This window comes from Jatrophihabitans fulvus (assembly GCF_054781375.1).
On the sequence record NZ_BAAGUN010000002.1, the window covers coordinates 479,290 to 503,428 of the forward strand.

The 24,139-nt window shown below is 65.2% G+C and carries 14 protein-coding genes; 7 read left to right on the forward strand and 7 right to left on the reverse strand.

Translation table 11 applies throughout. The features are described 5' to 3' along the window. The first annotated feature begins 150 nt into the window (after positions 1-150). The 5 genes from ACYVP9_RS10870 to ACYVP9_RS10890 all read left to right on the forward strand — a co-directional run bounded on the left by ACYVP9_RS10870 (position 151) and on the right by ACYVP9_RS10890 (position 7,417). Entirely contained in the window at positions 151-1,683 is a 1,533-nt protein-coding gene (locus tag ACYVP9_RS10870) for a DUF3375 family protein (protein WP_460604820.1), read from the forward strand. Beyond that, positions 1,680-2,435, forward strand: a complete 756-nt coding sequence (locus ACYVP9_RS10875) for a DUF4194 domain-containing protein (protein WP_460604821.1) — start codon at positions 1,680-1,682, stop codon at positions 2,433-2,435. Before ACYVP9_RS10870 ends, ACYVP9_RS10875 begins: the two co-directional genes overlap by 4 nt. Beyond that, the gene (locus tag ACYVP9_RS10880; protein ID WP_460604822.1) at positions 2,432-5,800 is read left to right on the forward strand and encodes an ATP-binding protein; all 3,369 of its coding nucleotides are present in this window, start codon (positions 2,432-2,434) and stop codon (positions 5,798-5,800) included. Before ACYVP9_RS10875 ends, ACYVP9_RS10880 begins: the two co-directional genes overlap by 4 nt. Next, positions 5,797-6,960, forward strand: a complete 1,164-nt coding sequence (locus ACYVP9_RS10885; RefSeq protein ID WP_460604824.1) for a Wadjet anti-phage system protein JetD domain-containing protein — start codon at positions 5,797-5,799, stop codon at positions 6,958-6,960. Before ACYVP9_RS10880 ends, ACYVP9_RS10885 begins: the two co-directional genes overlap by 4 nt. A gap of 121 nt (positions 6,961-7,081) precedes the next feature. Then, on the forward strand, positions 7,082-7,417 hold the full coding sequence (locus ACYVP9_RS10890) for a hypothetical protein (RefSeq protein ID WP_460604825.1): 336 nt from the start codon (positions 7,082-7,084) through the stop codon (positions 7,415-7,417). Between the two features lie 177 nt (positions 7,418-7,594). On the opposite strand, the gene ACYVP9_RS10895 is transcribed toward ACYVP9_RS10890, so the two are convergent. Then, entirely contained in the window at positions 7,595-10,024 is a 2,430-nt protein-coding gene (locus tag ACYVP9_RS10895; protein ID WP_460604826.1) for a GmrSD restriction endonuclease domain-containing protein, read from the reverse strand. Between the two features lie 159 nt (positions 10,025-10,183). Between ACYVP9_RS10895 and ACYVP9_RS10900 the strand changes: the two genes are divergently transcribed. Together ACYVP9_RS10900 and ACYVP9_RS10905 are read left to right on the forward strand one after the other, a co-directional pair. Further along, positions 10,184-10,693 (forward strand): hypothetical protein, encoded by a 510-nt coding sequence (locus ACYVP9_RS10900; RefSeq protein WP_460604827.1) that lies wholly within the window; start codon positions 10,184-10,186, stop codon positions 10,691-10,693. Between the two features lie 90 nt (positions 10,694-10,783). Then, a complete protein-coding gene (locus ACYVP9_RS10905; protein WP_460604828.1) occupies positions 10,784-13,768 on the forward strand; it encodes a DEAD/DEAH box helicase in 2,985 nt (994 codons plus the stop codon). 83 nt (positions 13,769-13,851) lie between these two features. Here ACYVP9_RS10905 and ACYVP9_RS10910 read toward each other — a convergent pair whose 3' ends face one another. The 6 genes from ACYVP9_RS10910 to ACYVP9_RS10935 form a co-directional block, all read right to left on the reverse strand. Beyond that, a complete protein-coding gene (locus ACYVP9_RS10910; RefSeq protein WP_460604829.1) occupies positions 13,852-15,261 on the reverse strand; it encodes a GIY-YIG nuclease family protein in 1,410 nt (469 codons plus the stop codon). Beyond that, entirely contained in the window at positions 15,258-18,686 is a 3,429-nt protein-coding gene (locus ACYVP9_RS10915) for a DEAD/DEAH box helicase family protein (RefSeq protein WP_460604830.1), read from the reverse strand. Before ACYVP9_RS10915 ends, ACYVP9_RS10910 begins: the two co-directional genes overlap by 4 nt. Positions 18,687-18,719: 33 nt before the next feature. Continuing rightward, the gene (locus ACYVP9_RS10920; RefSeq protein WP_460604831.1) at positions 18,720-19,889 is read right to left on the reverse strand and encodes a restriction endonuclease subunit S; all 1,170 of its coding nucleotides are present in this window, start codon (positions 19,887-19,889) and stop codon (positions 18,720-18,722) included. 2 nt (positions 19,890-19,891) lie between these two features. Next, positions 19,892-21,406 (reverse strand): type I restriction-modification system subunit M, encoded by a 1,515-nt coding sequence (locus ACYVP9_RS10925; RefSeq protein WP_460604832.1) that lies wholly within the window; start codon positions 21,404-21,406, stop codon positions 19,892-19,894. Positions 21,407-21,491: 85 nt separating this feature from the next. Next, positions 21,492-23,570, reverse strand: coding sequence for a DNA methyltransferase family protein (locus ACYVP9_RS10930; RefSeq protein WP_460604833.1), 2,079 nt, complete (start codon positions 23,568-23,570; stop codon positions 21,492-21,494). Beyond that, positions 23,567-24,046 (reverse strand): PIN domain-containing protein, encoded by a 480-nt coding sequence (locus ACYVP9_RS10935; RefSeq protein WP_460604834.1) that lies wholly within the window; start codon positions 24,044-24,046, stop codon positions 23,567-23,569. Before ACYVP9_RS10935 ends, ACYVP9_RS10930 begins: the two co-directional genes overlap by 4 nt. Positions 24,047-24,139: the final 93 nt, after the last annotated feature.

The following is a 24,139-nucleotide window of genomic DNA, read 5'->3' on the forward strand; positions in this document are numbered from 1 at the left end:
GCGATCGGCTCGCGGGCCTCCGAACGATGGCGGACCGATCGCGCGACGCGCGCCCGCGACGTGCCTAGATGATCAATACGCTGAAAGTGTCAGCGCCATGTGCTAGTTCAAAGGAAGCTGGAACACCGCACCGCAGAAGCCGAGGCCCGCATGACCGACCCCGAACTTCGTCTGCTGGAAGCCCAGGAGGCGATGAACAACCCGATCTGGCGCTTGTTCCGTCAGACCTGGGCCCCTGTTGTCTTGGCGACGATCATCCCGGTCTACGAGCAGAACCAGTCGACCATCGGCGTCGGCGAATTCCACGCGCAGGCAGCCCGCGTGATGGCCGCGATGCGACAGCGAGACCCCAGCTACCCCATCGACCCTGACGACCCGAAAGCTGTACGGGCCGAATGCCGCACCTGGGTGGAGGGAGACCGGTGGCTGGAACGACATGGCGAGGCTGACGGCGAGGTCTACCGGCTCACTCCGGAGGCACGCGAGGTCATCGGCATCGTCAGCCGACTCCGGGAGGCCGACCCCGGCATCAACGCGTCTCGCGTGCAACTCGTCCTCGACCGAGTCCATGCCCTGGCGGTCAGCACCACTGTTGATCCCACCGAGCGCATGCGTGGCCTGCGGGAGCAGATCGACGACCTCGAACTCCGGCTCTTGCGAAAGCGGGAGGAACTGCAACGGCTGGAGGGGGGTGGCGAGGTTGAACTCGCGTCGGACGAGTACGTCCTCACCGAGTTCCTCTCCGTTCGCGTCGAGATGAACGAACTGCCTCGTGACATCAAACGCGTCGAAGACTCGTTCCGCGCGCTGGCCCAGCAGATCCGCGAGGACTACGTGGCCGAGATCAACGGCGACCCAACCCGGTCACACGGCGAGATCGTCGCCGACTACCTCCAGCGAGCCCAAGAACTCGCAACCGCGGACAGGTATGGACGAGGCTTCCAAGCCGCGAAGCAACTCCTCACCGACGACCGGGCTCAGATCCGGCTGCTAACGGATCTGGCCCGCATCGTCGAACACCCCTTCTCCGAGGTTCTCGACGAACGCGACCACACTGAACTGCGCCGAACCGTGCACATGATCGCCGACTCCGTACACGCCGTCTTAGACCAGCGCCGCCGCATGACCGAACGACTTGTCCGATTCATCGCCAGCCGAGACGCGGTCCGCCACCGGCGTCTCAACGAACTGCTCAACGACACCCACGCGGCCCTTCACCAGTGGAGCGCCGGCCGCGGCCCACGTGCGACCGTCACCCTGCCGGTGTCGGCGACCCCTGCTGAGGTCGCGACGTTCCGCACCAAACCCGCGGTCAAACGCGTGCCTACCGCGATTCGACCGCTCTCCGAATCGCGAGGGTCCGGCCGACCCGACATCGACGTCGCGGCGATGCGCGCAAAGGGCGGCCCCTTCTACGCCGAGCTACGCGACGCGATCACTACAGCTACCCGCGACGGCCGGGGCGTCGGCGGTGCCGAACTCTTCAATGACCTGCCGGAATCCACGCGGCGGCCGGTCGACATCCACGGCCTGCTGCACGTGGCAACCCAACAACACGCGCTACGACCCGATGTGCCGGTCGAGGAATTCCACGCCGTGCGCTCCAACGGCGAGCACGTCACCTTCCTCGTCCCGGAGATCACATTCGTCAGTTCCGACACCGAACCGGAGCCCACCCAGTGAGCGACACCCACTACCTCGATGAGTCCGTTGTCGATGCTGCCATCGACGACGACCCGTTCGCCCGGGTGCTGTGGCCAGGCGACGAAGGCGGCCTGCCCCAGATCGCGCGTGAGGTGTGCGTCGTTCTGCTTCGAAGAACCCACCTGTGGTCCGGCGCCAGCAAGAAGTCGGCGCAGCTCTGGCAGGCGGCCCTGGACTACCAGGACGCGATCAACGCCCGGCTCAATGCGTTCTTCCTCGAGTTGCACCTCGACGAGCGAAACCAGATCGCCTACAAGCTCCAAGTCCAGCGGAGCGGTGGCCAGCCCTACCCGACCCTGCTCTACGACGCCACCTACAACCGCGAAGAGGTCGAAGTCCTGCTCCATCTTCGTCGCGAGCACGACCGGGCCGCGACCGCGGGCGACGAAAGCGCCTACGTCGATCGCGCCGCCCTGATGGACATGCTGCAAATGTCTCGTCCTGACACCGTGCGAGACCACAAGGCCGCCGACACCCGCGCCAAGACCGCGATAGACAAGCTGGGCAAGGAAGGGTTTCTGCTCACCGACGCCGCCGACCCCGATCGGCTCCGCATCTCCCCGTTCATCGAAACCCTCCTGAGCATTGAACGGATCGACGCCTTCCGGGACGCACTTCTGGCCAACACCGCCACCGACATGTCATCCGAGACCGACACTGACGACCAAACCCTTATGGACGACGCCAGCACCGCCACCGATCCGAGCGACGAGGCGGAGACCCGCTCATGACGCAGTCTGAGCAACTCTTCGAGCCGCCGTCAGGCCGAGACCAGCAGTGGCGACTCGATTCGCTGCTGCTGTGCAACTGGGGCGGCTTCGACGGCATCCACGAGATACCCATCGACGGCATGACGACCTTGCTGTCGGGCGTCTCCGGCGCGGGGAAATCCACCGTCCTCGACGCCTGGACGACCCTGCTCACCCCCAACGTCGCGCTCAACGCTGCGTCCAACGAGGTAGGCGCACGCACCCGCGGCGACGGCACCCGCACCACCCTCACCTACGTCCGCGGCCAATACGGGATCATCGACCGCGCAGACCGCAGCATCCCACTCGTGCTCCGCGGTGCGAAAAACCCGGGAGCACTGGACCTGGACCCCCAGGACACCTGGTCAGCCATCGCAGCAGTGTTCGTCTCCTCAGGCGGGATCCACACCAGCTTCCTTCGCACGTTCTTCTGCCCCCGCGAGGCCGTGAACCCCGGCGACATGAAGACGCAGTACGCGGTGTTCCTCGGCAAGCTGCACGCCCATCACGTCACCGGCTACCTCGAACCCGCCGCGACCACCAGCGAGTTCGGAAAGACCGCCCTCGAACGTCTGCCGGGTCTCACCGTGCACCAGCCCACCGGCTACCACGAGGAGTTGCAGCGCAAACTCGGCATCGGCGCGCACGGTGCAGGAGACAAGGCACTGAAGCTGCTCGCGGACATCCAGCGCGGCAAGCCCGTCTCACGCGTCTCGCGCCTGTTCCAGGACTTCGCACTTGAACAGCCGGTCACGTTCGAGAAGGCCCAGAAGGTCGTCGACTCCTTCGACGACCTCGACAAGATGCACACGCAGATGCGAGACGCCGAGCAACAGCTCGCAGTGCTGGACGGCATCGACACGGCCTACGACGAGATGGCCGCCGCGATCGAGGAGGCCCGCGAGATCGACACCCTCGGTCTGTCGGCGCCCGGGCGATCCAAGTTCTCCTACTGGGCCAACCAGTACAAGAGCCGGCTGTACGAGGACGAGGCGGCGCTCGCGGCGGAAGAGCACGCCGCAGCGCTCGTGACCCTGCAGGCACGGCAGAAGACCACCAAGCGCCTCGACGGCGCACTCGACGCCGCCCGCACCGAGTACCTCAACGCCGGCGGCGGCGACGCGGACACAGTGAGCGCGAAACTCACCGGTCTGAAAGACGACCGTGACCGCGTCGAGGACAACCGACATCGCTTCGCTGCCGCCACGGCGGCCCTCGAACTGCCCGTCCCCGACTCGGTTGAAGCCTTTACCCGAAGCCATACAGACTCTCGCCGGTTCCTCACGGGGTTTGATGAATCCCTGACGGATCTCCGCGGACGCAGCCACGCCCTCCTTGAGGCCAAGTGGACACTGGACCGTCAGATCCAAGCGCACGAGAAGGAAATCCAGCGCCTCGCCGCCGCCAGAGGCAGCAACATCAACGGCTACCTCGTCGACGTGCGCGACCAGTTCGCACGCGCCGCCGGGATGGCACCAACGGACCTGCCATTCGTCGGCGAACTCCTGGACATGCACACCGACTGGGAGCACTGGCGCCACGCCGCCGACGCCGAACTCGGCGGCTTCGCCAACACGGTGCTGCTGGACGAGCGCATCGAAGCCCGCTTCCGCCGGGCGATCAACGATCTCCCCGATCTCCGGCGACGACTCACCTTCCGTGCCGTCCCGGTCAACCTGCCGGTCCTCGACGCAGCTGAGACCCGCTACCTGTCCGGGCGCCTTGTGGTGAAGGACGGCCCGTTCGCCGGCTGGCTCCGCAAGCAGGTCAACACCAGCTACGACCTGCTGTGCGTCGAGACCGACCGTGAGTTCACCAAGGATGCGGCCCCCCAGATCGCCAGGTCCGGCCAAACCAAACGCGAGAAGCGGGGCGCCCACGGAAGCAGTGGCCGTGTCATCGGCTTCTCCAACGTCGCTCGCCGAGCAGAACTCCAGGAGGAGATCACGCAATGGCAGGAGGCCAAGGAACCCATCGAGAAGGAACTCGGCGAGTTCGATAAGGCGGAAAAGGAGCTGGTGGCGCGGCGCTCGGCGCACGAACACGTCGTCGGCGCTCGCTGGGCGGATCTCGACATCGGCGACGTAGAGGCCGCCATCGCCCGAGCCGAAGCCGAACTGCAGCGCCTCATGCAGGACGCGAATCTCGATCTGCTGAAGCACGCGCTCGAAGTGGCGAAGAGCGAACACGGTGAAGCGGTCCGGGAAGAGGTTCTCCAGGAGAAGGCGGTGGAAACCGCCGAGCAGCGCAAGGCGCAGGTCGAGGCCGAATCCAGACGACTGATCGTCCTGTTGAACGAATGGGCGTCGGCCCCAGACGCCATCCCCAGCCCCGAGCAGGTCGAGGACCTCGACACCCGGCTCGGCCTGCTCGACGATCTCCGCTGGGAGGGCGGCCCGGACGGCTTCGACGAAGCGATCAGAACGCTCCGCCACGCGCTGGAACGCGACATGAGCGCAGCGACCAACCGGCGCGACGTCGCGATCGGCGTGATCACCGGCAAGTTCCGCGAGTACCAGGCGCACCCGGACTGGCACTCCGACAGCCGAGGCGCCACCCTCAGCGACTACCCGGACTATCTCGCCATCCTCACCGAACTGCGAGATCGCGGCCTGCACGCCTTGAGGCGGGACTGGGCTCGCCAGGTGATCGAGTGGTCCGGTGAAGACCTCTCCGAGCTGATCCAGTCCTACCGGCGAGCCGAGGACGACATCGACGAGCGTCTGCGCCCGATCCGAGCCATCCTCGCTGCCGTCCCGTTCGGGCGGGACGGGCACACGCTCGACATCGAGGCCGTCCACCGCCGCCCAGCGCCGGTCGTCGCCTACCTCCACGAGCTGCGCACGCTGGCGAGCGGAACCATGAATCCGAATGCCACCGACGACCAAGTGCTGGAGAAGTTCGCCGCCATCCGCGAGGCCGTCGCTCGCATCCGCACCGGCAAGGACGAACGTAATTCGCTGCTCGACATCCGACGGCACCTCGCCGTCAAGGCGCACGCCGGCGGCATGGTGTACGACCACCTCGGCGAGCTGTCCGGCGGCGAGGGCCAGATGATCACTGCGTTCATCGTCGGGGCCGCGCTGCGCTACCACTTGGGGGACGAGAAGCGGAACCGGCCGCGGTTTGCTCCAGTCGTGCTCGACGAGGCGTTCATCAAAGCCGACGGTGAATACACCGGAGCGGCCGTCGACGCATGGAACCAACTCGGCTTCCAGCTCATCGTCGGCGCACCAGAAGAGAAGGTGAACTCCCTCGAAGCGGCGCTCGACCAATCGATCGTCGTGACCAAGAACCCCGAGCACTACTCCTACGCGAGCCGGCTCCCGCGCAAGGCAACCACATGAAGACCACGGCTCAGGTTCTCCATGAGGTCGCCACCCGGCTCGGCTCCGGGTGGGCGGACGACGTCGTCGACGGAGCAGGCCGCTGGCCGCAACGGTTCACTCTTGGCGCACCGTCGAGTACCGCGGTCGATGGCGCGTTCAGCGAAACCGTCAGGTGGGCGCACGGATGGCACGACTGGGCCGCAGCCCACGATGTCGTGTTGATCGAGGAACATCGACGTATCCGCGGTATCGAGCAGAAGGTGCCCACGCACCTACATGTCCCCGACTTGGACACCGCAGCCCGCCTCGCGGGACAGGACTGGGCCCGAAGAATCACCCGCGCACGCGCCAGACACGCCGCACTCACCGACACCTTCCCAACGATCAGCGCAGCGCGGGCGATACGCCTGGCCGATTCCGCGACCGACGCCGACTTCGCGCTCGCCCTCGACGCGGCCCGATGGTTCGCCTCGACTCCAGAGAGCCAGTGGCGCGGACTCACGCCGCGGCAGGTGCCCATCCCCGGCCTGCACGCCAAATGGCTGGACAGCAACCGTCACCTCGTCAAGACGCTCGCCGGCATCGAGGATCTCTCCATGGCCACGCGCCCAACGCGGGTGTACTGGACCTACCTCGACCCCGACTACCGACGGACCGGGCGACGTGCCCACGACTCGCTCACCCTCGGAGACTCGGTGCCCCTTCCGTACGAGCCCAGCGTCGTACTGATCGTGGAGAACAAGGACTCCGCGGTCCTGTTCCCGCAGTTACCCGGCGGCATCGTCGTCGAAGGCAACGGAAACGCCTCGACTGGCCTCCTGCCACGCGTGCCGTGGATCAGAGCCGCCGAGACCCTCATCTATTGGGGCGACATCGACCAAAAGGGGTTCGAGATCGTTGATGGTCTCCGCTCACGAATGGGCCAGCTGCGCACGATCCTCATGGACCGCTCCACCTACGACGCCTTTAGGGACTTCGGGACGCAATACGAGCCGAACGGCAAGCCAGTCAAGCTGCTGCCTCACAAGCCCCTCGAGCACCTGACTCCCAGCGAGCGCGAGATCTACAACGATCTCAGCGACCCGGAATGGTCCAGTCACCGGCGGTTCGAGCAAGAGCGCGTTCCTCTGCTCACCGCGCTCGCACGTGTGCAGGAGAGCATGGACACCCTTTCCTGATCTCGTTCCGTCGAACGAGCGAAGTGCCTCCGCTGGCGACCCGGCGACCGCAGCAGGTCCGTGCGGCGGGCACGCCAGGCGGGAACGACCGCCGATGACGACGCTGCGGCATAGAGAGGACATGACCAACAACGAAGCGGGACACACACCCGCGCAGAACATCAGCACCACGAACTCGCCCAGCACCGAGCGAAACCCGACCATCACCTTCCGAACGGTGACCCCAGGCCTATACGACCCGCCGGACACGGACTACTTCGAGGCCGCGTGGGAGATGCCCGAGCCGAGTATTGGTGTCATCGTGCGCCGCGGCGAGGACTGGCGACCCGCGCTCCTCAACGCGATCCGTGAAGAGTTCGACTGGTGGATCAACGCCCTCACCGAATCGGGCCTGGCACACAACGAAGCCCGGTTCGCAGTTCTCGACCCCATCGCGGCCGACGGGCCTCTCGACTAGCGATCCGGCCCTCGGGACGCCCTACGTCTCCAAGGCAGCAGCCTGCTGGTCGCGACCGCGCGCGTCCGAACCTGCAGCCGCCAATAGAGGCACGAACCGACGCCGTCGTCTGGCGACTCGCTGCGGCGAAGCTCGTAGGCGGGATAGCAAACACGCCGACGACTCGCGGCAGCCGTGTTAGGGCGATTCGTCCAGCATTGCTACGAGGTCATCGCTGATGAGCATGCGCGTCGGGTCGGCCTTGCCGTCGGCAACGGGGACACCCTCGGTGCGCAGCACGTCGACTGGGTCGCGGGTATCGGAAGGGTCACCCCACCGGAATCCGGGTGAGATCCGTCCCTCGTGGGTCAGTACCCGGTAGGCGTTGGTGCATTGGGCGCAGGCGGCGACGTGGTTGCCGACTGCCTGTGGGGCGCTGCCAATGGCGTCGGACAGTTCGAGGTAGGAGGTCCAGCGTCCTTCGGGCAGGCGTTCAAGTATCTGGTGGAGCCGACTCCAGTCGAAGGGCGCGTCGGGCTTCCGGGGTTGCTTGGCGCGGTACTGCGTGCGCACGTCGGCTAGCCGGGTGCCGTCGTCGAGCTTCCAGAAGTACCAGCCGTTCGACGCCGAGCCTTTGACGTAGGCGGCCGCCCCCGAGGGGGTGTCGAACGCGCGGTCGTCGATGCCGATGCGGCCATCGTCGCGGATGACGGCGGTGCGGCTGGCCCATTTCCCCTCGCGGGGAACGAGGTTTGCGCCCGGAGTGAGTAGGCCGGCGGCGACCAGGTCCTTGATCTCGATCCATGACGGAGCGGCGGCCTGCTTATCCAGCACCTCGCCCACATGACCGGCCGGCACCGGCCAGGTTGCGACGAGAGCGTCCAGCATCAGGCTCGTGCGGGCGTCGATGGAGGCCTCGTCCCACACGGCGGTGTCGTCGGCGAGGAATGGACGGTTGAGCAGAAAGGTGTCGTGCGTGCGGAGCTTGACCTTCTTCTTGACCCATGGCCCGTTCGATACGGATGAGTTGAGGGCCGTCGTGAGCAGGGTGAGGTTGCCGAGACGGTGGACGTGCGCGGCTCGGGTCTGCTCGGCCTCCAGTCCGTCGACGCCCCAGTTGTCCTCCCACTTCTGCGGTAGGACGTGCTCGATCGGATAGCCCCGGCGTGGCACTTGCGGCTGGTTTGTCTTGGCCCGCAGGTGGTTCTCGACCGCCTCGAGGTACATGCGCAGTCGGCCTCGGGGGTAGCGCCGGTAGGCAGCCTCGGTGGTCAGGGCTTCGCGGATCTCGGTGTCGCCGGGCCAGTAGGTGCTGGTGACCTTCTGGGACGCGAGGTAGCCGCGCACTCGCTCGCTGAGTTCGGCGGCGGGGGTGTTCTGGTTAATGCGGATCCCTTCGGCGACGATTCGGCCCTGGTCGGCTGATGGAAGGCGCAGCAGTTGCCGGCGGACGACCCAGCTCTCGAATGCCGCGATGACGTCGGTGACGACGTCGGCGGGGATGCCGGTGCCCGGCTCGTGCAGCCAGATGAGCACGGGCTTGAGCAGCTCGATGCCGGCCGCTTGCATCCGGTAGACGGCCATCTCGACCGGGGTGAGGTTGACGTCCGGGTCGGCGGCGCGCTGTGTCCATTGCTCGTAGAGGTCGGCCTGCTGCTTGATGACGGGCAGCAGGTCGCTCATCTTCTGGGTGCTGCGGTACTCGACGTAGTCCTTGAACCGGGTGAAGGTGGTGCGGGGCCCGATCTCTTCACCGACCCGGGCCATGAGCCATTGGTTCAGGAAAAGCGAGCCCCGGGTCATCGTGTAGCGGCCGACGCTGACCTCGTTCTCCCAGAACTTGGACTCGAACGGCCAGTCCTCGGCGTAGGCCTTCTTGGTGTCGACGCCCTCCGCTTCGAGCTTCTGGAAGACGTAGTTCTTGATCAGGTCCGCGCCGCTGAGCGGCGTGCCTCGGGCGTTGAGGGTCTCGAAGATCTCCTGCGAGTTCTCGGTCGCGAGCAGCTCGATGACCACGATCTGCAGGCCGTTGGTCAGGACTTCAGTGAGTGCGGTCGCTCTCGCGACGTAGGTGTCGTCGCCGCCGAGCCACGTCGCGACCTCGCCGGTGAAGTACTTGTGCGCGCCGACGACCAGCGAGCCGGCGTGCTTGAGCGCATCGTGGTCGAGCGGGGGTTCGGCGGCCATGACCTCGTCGAAGGCGGCGCGGTCTCGGTTCGAGTGCCGCAGCTTGAGGTGGGACTGCTCGGGCGCGACGAAGTTCGCGGGATTGTGGGTGAACTCGTCCAGCCTGCTTGCGAGCGTGTCCTGGCCGCGTTCTTCAAGTACGAGCGCTGCGGCGTCCATCAGCAGCTGCAGCGTGGTCAAGCGTTGCTGGCCGTCGATGACGTTGTGCGTCTTCAGGTTGTCGAAGGCCCCGTCGTTCTTCTGTAGGACGATCGCACCGAGGAAATGACGCGCCTGCTGGTACGGCGCTTCGATGCGCAACTCCGCCATGCGGCGGACGTCGTGCCACAGCGGTTGCCACTGCGCCTCCTCGGTCCACACGTAAGGGCGCTGGAACAGTGGGATGTTGAAGTACCGCGGCTGATAGAACACGTCCATCGGTGTGTAGACGTTGGTGTCCATGCCCGCTTGCCCTCCCTCACTGCGGCCCGCGGTGATCGCAGACAGACTACGGATACCAAGGTCAGTTCCCGGAGTCCAGCACGCCGCGGGGATGGGGTAGCGGCGCAACCCCGAATATCGGCAGCCACTCCAGTGGCTCACGCGGTCACAATGGCATTCATGACCGTCATCGAACCCGAGCCATCGGGCCACGACGCGGTCTCGCGCGCAAACGAGTTCTACGCCCGAGTCGGCCGCGTGGTGTCGTACTGCGCCCTGATGGAGCTGTGGGTGTTCTACTTGGCGACCACGCTTGACCGGAACAACACTCAACAGCACCACGCGGGCAAGCACGGCGAGGCGTTGGTGCGGGTCTGCCGATCCGAATTGGCGAAGGTCCCCGAGATTGACGGCGGACTGCGTGTCGAGATCACGACCTTGCTCGACGACATCACCCACATCCTGAAGAAGCGCAACGTGGTCGTGCATAGCGTCGTCGTGCAGCCTGGAGATCCTGTCGCCTACGCCCATCGCGCGCTGCCGAAGGCGCAGCGTGACGCTGACTATCGCTGGACTGCAGATGCCTTCCTCACCGACAGCTACCTCGACGAATTGGCAAGTGAGGTTCAGGATTGTCTGCGCCGACTGTATGAAGTCCGACCTCGCGCCGAGCGGGGGCCTGCCCTCTGATTGTTTCCCGGGTGGCGGGGCGGCCAGCAGGTCAGCCCGATGATCGCGCCGATCCCGACTTGACTGCGCCCGAAGCGCTTGAATATCCAGGTGTCATCACTCGTCAAAGCCATCGGCGGGCTCTGGGAGCACCAGCGGGCGGCCATTGAAGCGGTACGTCGCTACCTCGCGCACGCCCCTGCTCATCATGACGCTGCGCTAGTGACGATGCCCACTGGGACCGGCAAGACCGGCGTCATTGCGTCCGCGGCGATGAACCTCCCCGAAGTGTCAGGACACAGGCTCGTGCTCACACCGTGGGACGCGCTGCGGACCCAGCTGATCGAGGACCTCCGCGGTCGGTTCTGGGACCGGCTCCCAGCGAACGCGCGGCCCGAAATGCTCCCGGTGAAACGTCTTCCGGCTGCATCGGCTCTCGAAACCGTGTTGGACGCCGACCCGACTGTCTACGTCACCACGATCGCCGCCCTGTCGGAGGCGGCAAAGACCGCGGATGAGGGTGCCTACGATCTCGCCAGGGTCTTCGCCGACTTCGGCGTCGTCTTGGTCGACGAAGGGCACTACGAACCGGCGCCGCAGTGGTCGGACGCGATTAGGTCGCTGAAGCGCCCGACGGTGTTGCTCACGGCGACGCCCTACCGGAACGATGAGAAGTACTTCGAAATCGACCAGGCTCACCGGTACCGCTATCAGCACTGGAAAGCAGAGGAACAAGGCTTCCTCCGCAAGCCGGAATTCCTGCGCATCGATGATGATGCGACACCGGACGCCTTCGCCGCCGAACTGCTTCACATCGTCGACGAACGGTTCCCCGAGCCGGATGACGCAAGGATCATCGTCCGCTGCCGAACCTCGCTAGGCATCCGCGACGTCGTCCAGGCACTCGACGCCCTAAATCAATCGGTGGTCGGCGTCCACGAGACTTTCCCGCCCGGCGATCCGGTCCTGCGAAACGCAGTTCCGCGCCCTGAGGAGTCCGCTGCGCGGTTCTGGGTCCATCAGAACAAACTGATCGAAGGCATCGACGACCCGCGGTTCCGGGTGATCGCGTTCTACGACGCACTGCGCAACGATCGAGCCACTATCCAGCAGATCGGACGGGTGCTGAGAAACCCCGCGCGGGACCCGAAGGACTCGGTCGCGCTTGTTCTCGATCGGGGAGACCGCGACGTCGAGCGGACTTGGCAGGCATATCGAGACTTTGACAGGCACGAATGGGCCGAGAGCGCCGCGACCATGCCACAGCTCGTTGAACGAGTACTCAAAGCCCAACCAGCCGCGTTCTACTACGACGGCGCCTACCGCACCCGCATCGATCTCGACTCACCCGGCGCATGGGAGGACTTCGCCTTTCCATTGCGCACACGCGTCTTCCGACGGATCGCTGGCGACCAGTGCACGCTCGACGACCTCGCGTTGGAGACGGCTTATCAATGGAGCAACCGCGAACGGACCGTGTTCCGCACCCAGGAACCTGACCGGCGCACCCGCATCGTGCCATTCATTACAGCGGAGAACTCGCGGTTCCTACGGTCGGGCACCTTCATCGAGCCCCGCTTTGGCTACACCATCATCCGAATGTCTCGCGATCGCCTCTTCTACTACGACACGCGAGGTGCCACACCTGAGGCCGTCGAACAGCACTTCCAGCCGCTAGGCCCAACCGACCTTCAGGTTCTGTTCCCGAAGGGCGACTCAAGTCTCACCTCCGTGTTTCTCCTCAACACCGACGTCGGCCAGCAGGCGCCTCGATCTCGTCAGGTGCGAGCCGCAGCTATCGATGATCTCGCGCCGGACCTTGCGGACTACGCCTACATGTGCACCGTCGCTGAGGGGTACACAGAGATCAGCGGCGAACGCTTCCGCCGCTATCTTGGTCTCAGCAGGGCGCGGGTCAGTGACTACCGCCCCGGCGATCGTGACTTCGCCGGCTACAACGCATGGCTCGACGGACTCGAAGCCTCGTTGGGTGCCAGCACCAGCGCGGCCGTCACGTTCTCGCGATATGCCGCACACGTAGACGAGCCGGCCGACAAGACCGTCGAGCACATCCTGCTCGATATCGAACCCGCGCGGTTCGTCAAAGGCGGCACCGACATACCGCTGGAAGTGGAGGACACGGCGAGCGCCGTCCTCGACGGCCACTTCTCGCTCACCGTCAACGGCGTAACACATCAGATCGAGCTCGACTGGGACCAGAATCGATCTCGCTATCAGCTCACTTCCCCCTCTCTCGCGTCAGAGCATTTTGTTAGCCGAGACGGCGAGCCTCGCGACCTGCTTGGTGCCATCAACGGGGACCAAGCGATGCGGCTCGTGTCCGCAGACCGGAAGACGATGTACGCGCACGGGAGCTTCTTCAGGCCGATCATTCCGGCCACTCGGTTGGGCGCGTTCAGGCTGCTTGACGTGTTGTGCCCGGTTCCAGCCCTGGCGCAAGCCGCTTCAGAGAAGGGCACCAAGATCGACGACGACGACTGGCAGCCCAACACGGTCTTCGGCCTCATCAGCGCGCTCGCGCCCACCAGCGGACGATCGGCTCCGGAGGTAATGAAGGCGCTGTTCACCACGCCCGACCTCGTGCTCTGCACTGATCTGGGCAGCGAGGTCGCAGACTTCCTGGTCACCGGCCCCACGCGTGTCGCGTTCATTCACGCGAAGGCCTCGCACGACACCCGCCACTACTCAGCGAGCGCACTTCACGAGGTCGCCGCCCAAGCGATCAAGAACTTGCACCACCTGCAACCCCTTGCAGACATACCTATGCCAGCGCAGAACTGGATGAAGAGCTGGAAGGCCAAAGGAGTGGAAGGGACGACAGCTCGCCTGCGACACGGACAGTTCAGCTCGGGAAGCGACATCTGGAAGCACGTCCGGGAACGCATTGCGGACCCGAACACCGACCGTGAGGTTTGGCTGGTGGTAGGCAACTCGCTGTCCAGGAGCGCGCTCGAAAAACAGGCAAAGAAGGCCAAGCCGGCCGCGGAAGCCATCCAGGTTTTCTCACTGCTTCAGACGACGTGGGGAGCGGTGTCACAACTCGGCGCTCGTTTGCGCGTGTTTTGCTCGCCGTAGGCGAAGGCACAGCGTCCATCTTGAGTTGGAGCGCGAGACATGACGTTCACCGCAAACGACGGTTCGTATGTGAACCGGCCTCTCTACACCTCCTCCAGGTGCTGCTCGACCATGCGATCGATCACTCGGTGCGCGTCGCGGAAATCCATGTCGAAGAACTCACGGTCGGCGCGCACGCGCCACTCTCCGAGCAAGGCGTGGATCTCCCGTTCGGCTTCGGGTGCCCGTCGGACCTTCCACGCCGCGCGTGCCCCGAACGGGATGGGAACTCCGGTCCCGCGGTTGATTTCGTTCACCCTGTCGGCGATCGGGCGTTCGGTGTATCCGATCTTGAGCATCTTGGGATCGCGGCGAGTGGAGAGAACGTACACGTAGCCGATCCCGACGTCGGGTGCTGGATGCCCTCCCTTGGTCAGAGCATCGATGGCGAGCGCGCCACCTGAGTCGACGAGCGCATCTCTGGCGCGTCGGGCTCGGTCAGGGTCGTAGCGGATGAGTGCTTCGCGCAGGTCCGCGAGCGCGGTTGCTGACTTAATGGCCTGGCGGCGACCGGGAGTCCCGAGTTGAAGCCAGACGGTGAACCAATCCCATTGGTCCTGGCGAGCGACGCGGTTGAAAAGACCTTTGAGCTCGGACAGATCGGATATTAGCTCGTCGAGCTGGCCGTTGGCAGCAGCGTTAGGTGCAGCCACGAGCTCAAGAACACGCTGAGCGGCAACGACGCGCCGCCTCGCGGTGGCCGGCTTGACCGGCGACATGCCGAAACCCCACTTGTGGTTGACCCGCACTTGTCGGGCGGATGCGTCGACCGCATGATCAACGTGGGTGGTCGCGGGGTGAGCGCTCAATGGCTCGAGCCGCCGCCGAGCGTCACGCGCCATCTCCGCCTTAGCCCGCAGTTCGACGAGTCGATCCGCGGCGAAGATCGGTCGGCCGTCGTAGATGACCTCGGGGACAGGGGGCTCGATGTGAGGGTCAAACGCTGCCGCCAATGGCCGGCGTAGGACGGTCCAGTGCGGCTGGAACCGGTGTTCTTCGTGGAGCGCCTTGGCTGGTGTGTGCAGCGAAAGGCCGAGTACGACGGTGAACTGGTAACCGATGAGGTTGATGGCAGCGTGGGCCTTCTCCAGGTCGTCGGGATCGCCAGGCGCGCGCCACTTCCGTTTGACCTCGATCATCATCAGGTTGTTGTCTGGGCCCGACGCACCCCGGAGGTGTACGGCGATATCAGGCCGCATGTGGGTGCCACGAGCGCCCTTAGTGCCGGGACGGCGGACCTTCTTCGCCCAGTCCTCGTTCTGCCGGTCGTACTCGGCGTCCACGTCCCAGTACTCGGGGACCACTCGTGTGAGGTGATGTGCGAGGCGAGCTGACAGAGCAGTTTCGCCTGCGCCGAGCGTAAGCAGGTCAGCGTCGCGTACGGCGAACTCCTCCAGCGCCCTGACGAGCCATTCAAGCGGAACATGCGTATCCGATCGACCAGAGATCGTCACGACGCTACTTCCGGATGCGCTGTCGCTCGCACGGAGCCGAGCGCTGCGACGAGGGAGTCGACGTCGGCACCGCTGAACAGCGACTCCGGCCCCGCGGGCGCGTGGTCGGTGAAAGGGGCTTCATAAAGGCGGCTGATATCCATCACGCCGTGCTCGGTGAGGTACGTGATGATCAGGTTGATGAAGTCGAGTTGGTTGGCGGTCAGCGTCCGGCCGGCGATGAATTCGGAGAGGGCGTCGGTGGCGGCGTCGCGGTCGAGGCCGATGAGCCCTCTGATGAAGATGCCGAGGCCGTGCGCCTGTTCGGCTGCGCGTTCGAGTTCGGCGGGGTCGCCGGCACCCGACTCGGTGAGCATGCGCTGCAGCTCGGCGATGTCGTCGGGCGTGAGTGGGCGATTGCGGCGCAGCTTCTGCAGGGCGACGTGGTCCAGATGTGCGGCGAGGTAGACGCGGACCTTGGCTTCGAACCGTTGCAGGTCGGTCCCCACGCGCAATCCGGCGAGGGTGACTTCGGTGGCCTCGCCGAGCTGGTCCTCGAAGTCGGTGTAGACGATGTGGCGGCGGGCTTTCGGGACGAGCCGAACGAGGCCCCGGACCCGGCGGCGCACCAGTTCCAGCATCGGCAGGGTGACGTCGATCCACCACTCCTCGCCGGCGACCTCGTCGAGCAGTTGCTGTTGGGCGGCGACGGCGGGGATGTTGACGACCTCGAGCAGGGCGGACGCGATGTCGCGTACTTGGTCGCGGAGCCGGTCGAACCCGGGTTCGGCGGACAGCACGCACAGCTGAAGACGCAAGATCAGCAAGTCGAAACGTTTGGCGGTTTCGTCGTCGTCGCGGAGCGCGCTGGGCAGGCCGGCGAGGTGCTCGGCGATCTCCTGGGCGTCGTCCGGGCTGAGGCGGTGCCAGCGGGTGCCGTCGCTGTAGAGCTCCACCCAGCGACGGTGCGGGCGGACGACGAAGTTGTGGACGTTCATGTTGACGACGATGTCGTGCAACGTGTGTGCGATGTCGACCCGCAGGCCGTGATCGCTGCGGGTGCCGTCGCCATCCGGCTCGGCTGCGTCGGCAGGGAGGTCGGCGTCCAAGCCGGTCAGTAGCGCGAGCCGGGCGGCGAAGAGCCGCTCGGCCAGCGAAGCGGCGACCCGGCCGTCCGCGACGGCGGGATCGGTGTTGAAGAACTCGAGGTTGCCGCAGAAGTCGAAGACGAAGAAGTCCTGCTTGTCCTCGCCGGGCCCGAACAGGTCCGGACACAGGCGGGTGCCGCGGCCGAGCATCTGCCAAAACTTCGACTTGGATCGGACGGGCTTGAAGAAGACCAAGTTAACGACTTCGGGGACGTCGATGCCGGTGTCGAGCATGTCGACTGAGATCGCGATGTGCGGCGCCTTGTCCTTGATCGAGAAGTCGTCGATCAGTGACTGGGCATACTCGGTCTTGTACGTGACGACGCGGGCGAACGACCCGGCATACTCGGGGTAGTTGGCGTCGAAGCGGGCTCGGATGAACTCGGCGTGGTCGTTGTTGCGGGCGAAGATGATCGTCTTGCCGAGGCGATCACCGCCGGCGACGCGATGGCCACGCGTCATGAGGGTCTCGAGCATCTTGTCGACGGTGTCGTCGTTGAACAGCCACTTGTTGATCGCGTCGGACGCGACCAGATCGGGGACGTCGCCGTCCTCGTCCCATTCGCGCGAGTCCCACTCCTCCTTCTCCTCCTCGGAGAGGTCGTCGTAGCGGATGCCCTCGCGGGGGAACTTGAGTGGCACCGACACTGCCCGCGGGGGGACGAGGTAGCCCTCGGCGACTGCCTCGTCGAGCGGGTACGCGTCGGTAGGGACGCCGTCTTCGAGGTGGAACAGCCGGTAGGTGTTGCGGTCGATCTCGTCTTTCGGTGTCGCGGTCAGACCGACCAGCAGCGAGTCGAACCAGGAGAAGATGGCTCGATACTTCTGATACACGGATCGGTGCGCCTCGTCGATGACGATGAGGTCGAAGAACCCAGGGCCGAAGCGGCGCAGGTCGCCGGCGCCCTCGTTGATCAGCCCCATCATGGTCGGGTAGGTCGATACGTACACGCGGCCGTCGCTGGTCCTGTCAGTGACCAGATTGACCGTCGTTGCATCGGGCAGGTGAGTCTTGAACGCGTTGACCGCCTGGTTGACCAGCGCGACCCGGTCGGCGAGGAACAGCACACGCTTCGCCCAGTTCGCCCGCATTAGCAAGTCGCTCAGCGCGATGACCGTGCGAGTCTTACCCGCGCCGGTCGCCATTACGACCAGCGCCTGCCGTTGCCGATCGACCTCGAAGGTCTCGGCGATGCGGCGGATGGCCCGCTGCTGGTAGTGCCGCTCGACGACTCGCTCATTGATCGCCAGTTCGGCTAGCGGCTTGCGGGTGCTTCGTCGCTGAACCAGAAGCGCCAGCTCCGCAGGGGTATAGAAGCCCTCGACCGCGCGAGGCGGGTAGAAGGTGTCGTCCCAGATCCAGTGCTCGTAGCCGTTGGTACAGAAGATCACCGGTCGCTGACCGAACTGCGCCTCCAGACAATCGGCGTAGAGCTTCGCCTGCTGCTCACCGGCCTTGGCATCGCGGCGAGTGCGCTTGGCCTCCACGACACCAAGCGGCTTGCCGTCATCACCCCACAGGACGTAGTCGACGAAGCCAGTGCCATCGGCGTTCGGCATGCCGGTGACTGGGTACTCGCGGTCCTCGGGGCGCGTGAGCGGCCACCCCGCCTCTCGGAGCAGGACGTCGATGAACAGGTCCCGAGTCGTCGCCTCGTCGTAGTCGTGCTCGTCCGGACGGGCCTCGTTAGCAGCCTTGGCCGCCGCAACCTGCTTGCGCAGCTCTGCCAGCTCCGCCTGTAATGCCTCGTTCGCTGCCCGCTGATCGGCAAGCTGACGGTCTCGCTCGGCGTTGAGCCGCTCCCGCTCGGCAAGCTCTGCCTGCCGCTGCCGCTGCCGCTGCAGCCGCGCCTCGGCCGGCAGCGGACGCGGCACCAGCGCCGGATCGAACTGTAACGTTTGCGCCGGCAGGTTGGCCGGATCGCGGGAGTATCTCCGTGCCAGCCAGTACAGAACCTGGAAGAGCTGGCCGAGCACGGGAAGCGACTCGTTCGGCGTGACGGGCCGCGTCTTGTGCACCGCAGCGTTGCCCTGCCGCCTGATCAGGTCGCACTTGGTCTGGACGTCGTTACCAACCAGCTGCCGGAACGTCGGTTCGAACAGTCGGGCCGACAGATCATCGCGATACGGCTGCTGCAACGTCCGATCGGCCTGATACAGCCAGTCGACCGTCAGCTCCAACGCCCGGCGTGCGTAGAAACACGAGGTGCGTGGATCAGCTACGCCGTTGCGTTCGGCACGCGCAGCCTCGCCGAACAGATCGGGCCATTCGGCACGCAGAAACACGAAGTTGCTCACCGTGCTCCCTCCGTTCGATCTGTGATGATCATGTCAAAGCTCGCCCGCGAACGCCCGCTGCTGTAGCGACGCGAAGAGGTGGTCGAGTTGATCGCGACTCGCAACCTGAGCGGCATTAGCTGCGTCGATACGTCCCATGACCTCGGCGTATTCATCTATCAACTTGTTGGGCGGTTGCATGATTCGTGTTTCCGCTAGCTGCTTCACGTTCAGTGTGGGCTGGGCAACGGTCCGAAGCTCGTTGGTGAAGTATCGCTGGACCGCCGGGGTACGCAGGTGCCCGGCGATGTACTCGCGCAGAGTCGGTGATTCAATCGGCACGCGAGACACGGCGCGTGCGACGTTCAGCCCGATGTCGCATTCGCGCGCGACCGCCACGACGCCGATTGATCCAACGCAGCTGACGAGGACCTCGTTTCCACGGACCCGCGATCTCGTATATGAGCTCTCGATGGCGGGGTCGATGTACTTAAGCCGCGAATGTCGTACCCGGCCGGCGACAAGATCCCCAACACGTACGAGCCCGACGCCTTGGGCCACATGATCCCCGGGCTGCAGAACCCCATAGTTGATCCGGTCGCCCGGCGCGATGAAGTCCGAGAGTTGACGCATCGGCCAGCCCCGCGGATTGTTTTCGGGGTTGCCGAAGAGTTCGAGAAACACCGCCTGGGTGAGATCGCTAAGGAGGGCGAGCAAGTCGCGGCGCTTGGTACTAAGCGCGTCGGCGCGATCCAGAATGTCCGCGATCCGCCGCTGCTCGTCGATCGCGGGCAGCGGAATACTGGATTGCGCGATGATGCGGTCGGAAACGGCCGGGTAACTCGCGCCAGTAGCCTTCCGAACCATATCCGCTACGAATCGTGGCGAGCGCACCCAGTGAAACAGGTAGCGCCCGTCGAGCCCCTCGGACGGGCGCAAGACTGCGAATCCAGTCGACGCGGTCGCGCCGTCAAGATGCAACCCCACTCGCGCGACCGCGTTCAGATTTGGGCGCACGGTTGACACTAGGACGTCACCTGCTCGAACGATCTGCCGCGCCCGAGAGGGAGCTTCTGCCACGGGAAGGCGTCGCGCGCCGGTGATCGTTTTCGTCTCTTGATTGACTGCCGCGATGTCGATGTAAACGAACGCAGCTTGACCCGAACGTGCCGGGTCCTGGGCTTCCACAGCTCGAGTGACCTGGCCGAGCGAGACCTCGCCCACCGTCACAGCATCGCCTTGAGTTCAGAGAGTCCCCGCTGGATCTCACCTTCGAGGCGCTCGAGGTCCGCGATGATCTCCAGGGGCGGCCGGTGCTCGACCTCCTCGTGCACGATCTCCCTGTATCGGTTGAGGGACAGGTCGTAGCCCTGAGTGGCGATGTCGGCCTTCGAGATGCAGAACGACTGGGCGGTCCGTTCGCGTGAACGCTCCCCGCCATCACGGTCTGCCCATCGGCGGAGCGCGTCGGGAAGGTTGTTGTTGAGATGGTCATCGTCGGTCAGTTCCGCCGTCGGCGTCGGACCGAGTCGGTCTTCGGCTAGCAACGGCGTGCGCTTGTCGTCGAGCGACCAACCGTCGGCAGCGATGTCGTAGAACCAGACGTGATCGGTGCCGCCGACCCCGGTCTTGGTGAATAGCAGGATCGCGGTCGAAACGCCGGCGTACGGCCGGAAGACACCGCTGGGTAGCTTCACCACCCCGTCGAGCTTGTGATCCTCGACCAGGGTCCGCCGTAGTTCCTTGTGTGCCTTGGAGGAGCCAAATAGAACGCCGTCCGGGACGATCACCGCCGCTCGTCCACCGGTCTGCAGTAGCCGCAGGAACAGCGCAAGGAAGAGGAGCTCGGTCTTCTTCGTCTTCACCACCTGTTGTAGGTCCTTGGCAGTCGACTCATAGTCCAGAGACCCAGCGAACGGTGGGTTGGCGAGGATCAGTGAGTACAGCTCGGCGTCGCCGCTGGCACCGTCGGACAGTGAGTCGCGGTAGCGGATGTCGGGGGCTTCGATGCCGTGCAGCAGCATGTTCATGCTGCCGATCCGCAGCATTGTGCCGTCGAAGTCGTAGCCGTGGAACATGCTGTGGTTGAAGTGTCGGCTGGCCTCGGCGTCCATGAGGAGGTTCGGGTGCTCGCGACGCAGGTACTCGCTCGCGCCGACGAGGAAGCCGGCGGTGCCGCAGGCGGGGTCGCAGATGTCGTCCTTCGGCGTGGGCGCCATCATCTCAACCATCAGCGCGATGATGTGGCGCGGCGTGCGGAACTGGCCGTTCTGTCCGGCGGTGGCGATCTTGCCGAGCATGTACTCATAGAGGTCGCCGTTGGTGTCGCGGTCGGTCATCGGAATGTCGTCGAGCATGTCCACGACACGGGATAGCAGCGCCGGCGTGGGGATGGTGAACCGGGCGTCCTTCATGTGGGTGGAGTAGGTCGACGCCTCCCCGCCGAGGGTGCGCAGCCACGGGAACACTTGCTCGGAGACGGTGGCGAACATGGAACCGGGGTCGGTCTGTTTGAAGTTCTTCCAGCGGCGCGGGTCGTCCGGACCGGCGAAGATCTTCCGTTCGAGCGGTTGGCCGGTGCGGTTGGCCTTGTTCTCGGCCAGGGTCTGCAGCTCGTCGAGGCGGCGTAGGAACAACAGGTAAGTGATCTGCTCGATCACTTCGAGCGGGTTTGCGATGCCGCCGGACCAGAAGGCGTCCCAGACGCGATCGACCTTGCTCTTGAGCTCTCCCGTGATCACAGCGTGCACGCTATCGACGCGACTGCGTGTGACGTGTTTGCGCCGCGCTTGTCGTGATCAACGGGTCGTGCGCAATGGTGGCTGGTCATGACTTCTCCGTGTTGAGATTGATTTCGAGTTGGCCGGAGGCGATGGCCTCGTTGAGCGATCGTTGGACGCGGTGAGTGGCTTCGAGGATGTCTTGGGCGGTCTGAGCGATGTCGCCGAGCAATCTGGCGAGCGCTTGCACAGGTTCGGCCTGCGATGGGGTGGCCAACGGCATCTCGATATCCATCAGCTGTAGCCGTCCCACATTCGTGCCGACGATGTGCGCGGCGTTGCGTCCGGCCTCCAAGCACAGCGCGACGAAGTACGGGTTGATGGAGTGGCATCTGAGGACCTGCACGAAGCCGGCGGGAATCAGACCGTCGTACGGGCAGACGGTGGCGCGAACCTGACGGTTGTGTGTCGTCCAAACGAGCACGTCCCCGGCCTGGGTTCTCACGGCGGCCGTTTCACCGTCGACAGAGTCGTCCGGGTTGGAAGGCATCGTGAATTGACGCTGGCGGATCGCCTCGGCCACGGGCACCGTCAACCGGAGTGACTTCGAGGTCTCCTCACCTGATCGGGATTGGCTCCGCATCGGGGCTCGGAGGACTTCGATGATGCCCTGACTTCGCATGTCCCGCATCGACATCATGGGAAGTGCGGCATCCTCCAGCCCCAGAGCCGGGACGGGAACCTCGCCGACCCGCGCCAGCTTTGTCAGCAGGTTGGCGATCGCAGCCTCAGTCGCCCCGCGCAACGCGTCCGGGTCCACCTCTCGCTCCGCTCGCGCCAGCCAGTACTGAGGACTGAGGTTGACGCTCGCATCAAGCAGGTCGAGTGGGTCGACCGTCACTGCCTTCACGGCCTGATCGGACCCGAACCGGGCTTCGTCATTCCGATCGAGCGGGCCTACGTCGAGCCAGTCGTTCAGGACGGAGGTGATCTCGTCGTAGTGATCGGGGTTGCTGCCGTCCCGCCTGGTCGCATCAATCAAGAGGACCGGTCGGCTGCGAGCCGCGTTGCCCGGAGCGCGGAGGACCCAGAGGTCTGTCGCGATCTTGGCGGATGGGTGCGCATTCGCCGGTAGCGAGACGATGGCGTTGATAGCGCCCGCGCGAACGAGCTCCCGACGCATTTGGTCCGACCGCGTGTCGTAGGCGAGTGAACTCGGCAGGACCAGCAGGGCGTCGCCTTCGGGGGTGAGCGCGTCGACAGCCAGTTGTGGCCAGGCAGCGTCGGCGACGCCTCGTACCGGTCCGTAGGGCAGCCGTCGCGTCAGATCGCGCATCTCCTCGGTCACCAGTAGGCCGTGGGGCGGGATACTGACGATGGCGTCGAACTTCGCGCCGTTCAGCGGGTCGTGAATGAGCACGGTGTCTTCGATGATCTCCGCTGGTCGACCGTCGAGGCGCGCCTCGGCGACGAACGCCCTGAGTACATCGGGCTCGATACCGCGCAGCTGAGCGTCCGGAACATGGTCCGCGACAGCGGCGAGCAGCGCTCCGGTTCCGCATGCGAAGTCGAGCACGGCCGTCGTGTCACGATGGACGAGGCCGACGATGAATGCGGTCAGGTTGTCTCCGGCCGCGATGGATTCGTTGGTGCGCCGCCACCTGGCGGCATGGTCGAGGTCTTTGGCGGCGGCCGCGATGAGCTCCTTCGAAGGAACGTCGAAGGGTTCGGCGAGGAACGTCTCGATGTCCTCGCGTTGCCGGTCGGTCAACGAGATCGAGATGCCGAGGTCGTCCACGACAAGGTGATGCGTGCCGCCGCCATGGCGGTCCCCGGTGTACCTGATGCGCATGCCCTGCAGATGTGCGATGAACACGCAGATGAGCTCATCGAGCTCCGCAGTGCCGTTGCCGACGAAGAACGAGTTGATGACGTGGCGCCAGCCTCGGATGATCCCGTCGATTCGGCCGTGCCGCTCCGCCTGCTCGACGATTGCCGCGTACTTCGGGTTCTGCTTCTTCAGCCACGCTCGTACGGCTGGCCCTGAGAAGACGGGGCGGCCGGAGTCGTCGATGGGATCGGGAAAGTCGTCGTGGCGTTTGCGCCAGTTCGACACCGTGGAGACCTCGACGTCAGCCAGTTTTGCAATGTCACTGGTTGTCATGCGGTCGAATGCGATCGTCATCCCGCGCTCCGAGAACGGACGGTATCGGTGAAGTCGATCTGCTGCACGGTCGCGCCGGCCAACCTGAGCTTTGAGGACACGCTCCCGGCCTGGCAGGCGATGTGCACGCTCAGGCCTCGTCTCGTGAGCGCGGCAACGGCGTAGGCAAAGCCGCCATCGCCAGTAGCCAAGACGCACCTCGCGAACCGCCGTTCGAGCGCTTCGGACTCCATGACCATCTGGAGCGCCTCGTCGGCCCCGTCGGGTCCGGATCTCAGGAGGATGCGAGCTCCGGGCCAAGCGTGGGCGACTGCGAATGCGTTGTTGCAGTGGCTGACGCCGATGATGACGTGGTCGTTGCGGCCGACGTGCATTGCCCGCAGGTACGCGGAGCGGCAATCGCGGATGTGGGCATCGGTCAGGCGCCCGGTGCCGGCGAGATTCTCGACGTCGATGAGGTGGACTGTGCGGGCCAGCGAGGTGAGCGAGGTGCTCATGGTTGGGACTCCATTCAGAACCGGATGGGAAGTTGGCTGCCTTGCTTGTCAGACGTTAGCAGCTGACAACTAGTTGTCAAGCTTCGCGCCGTG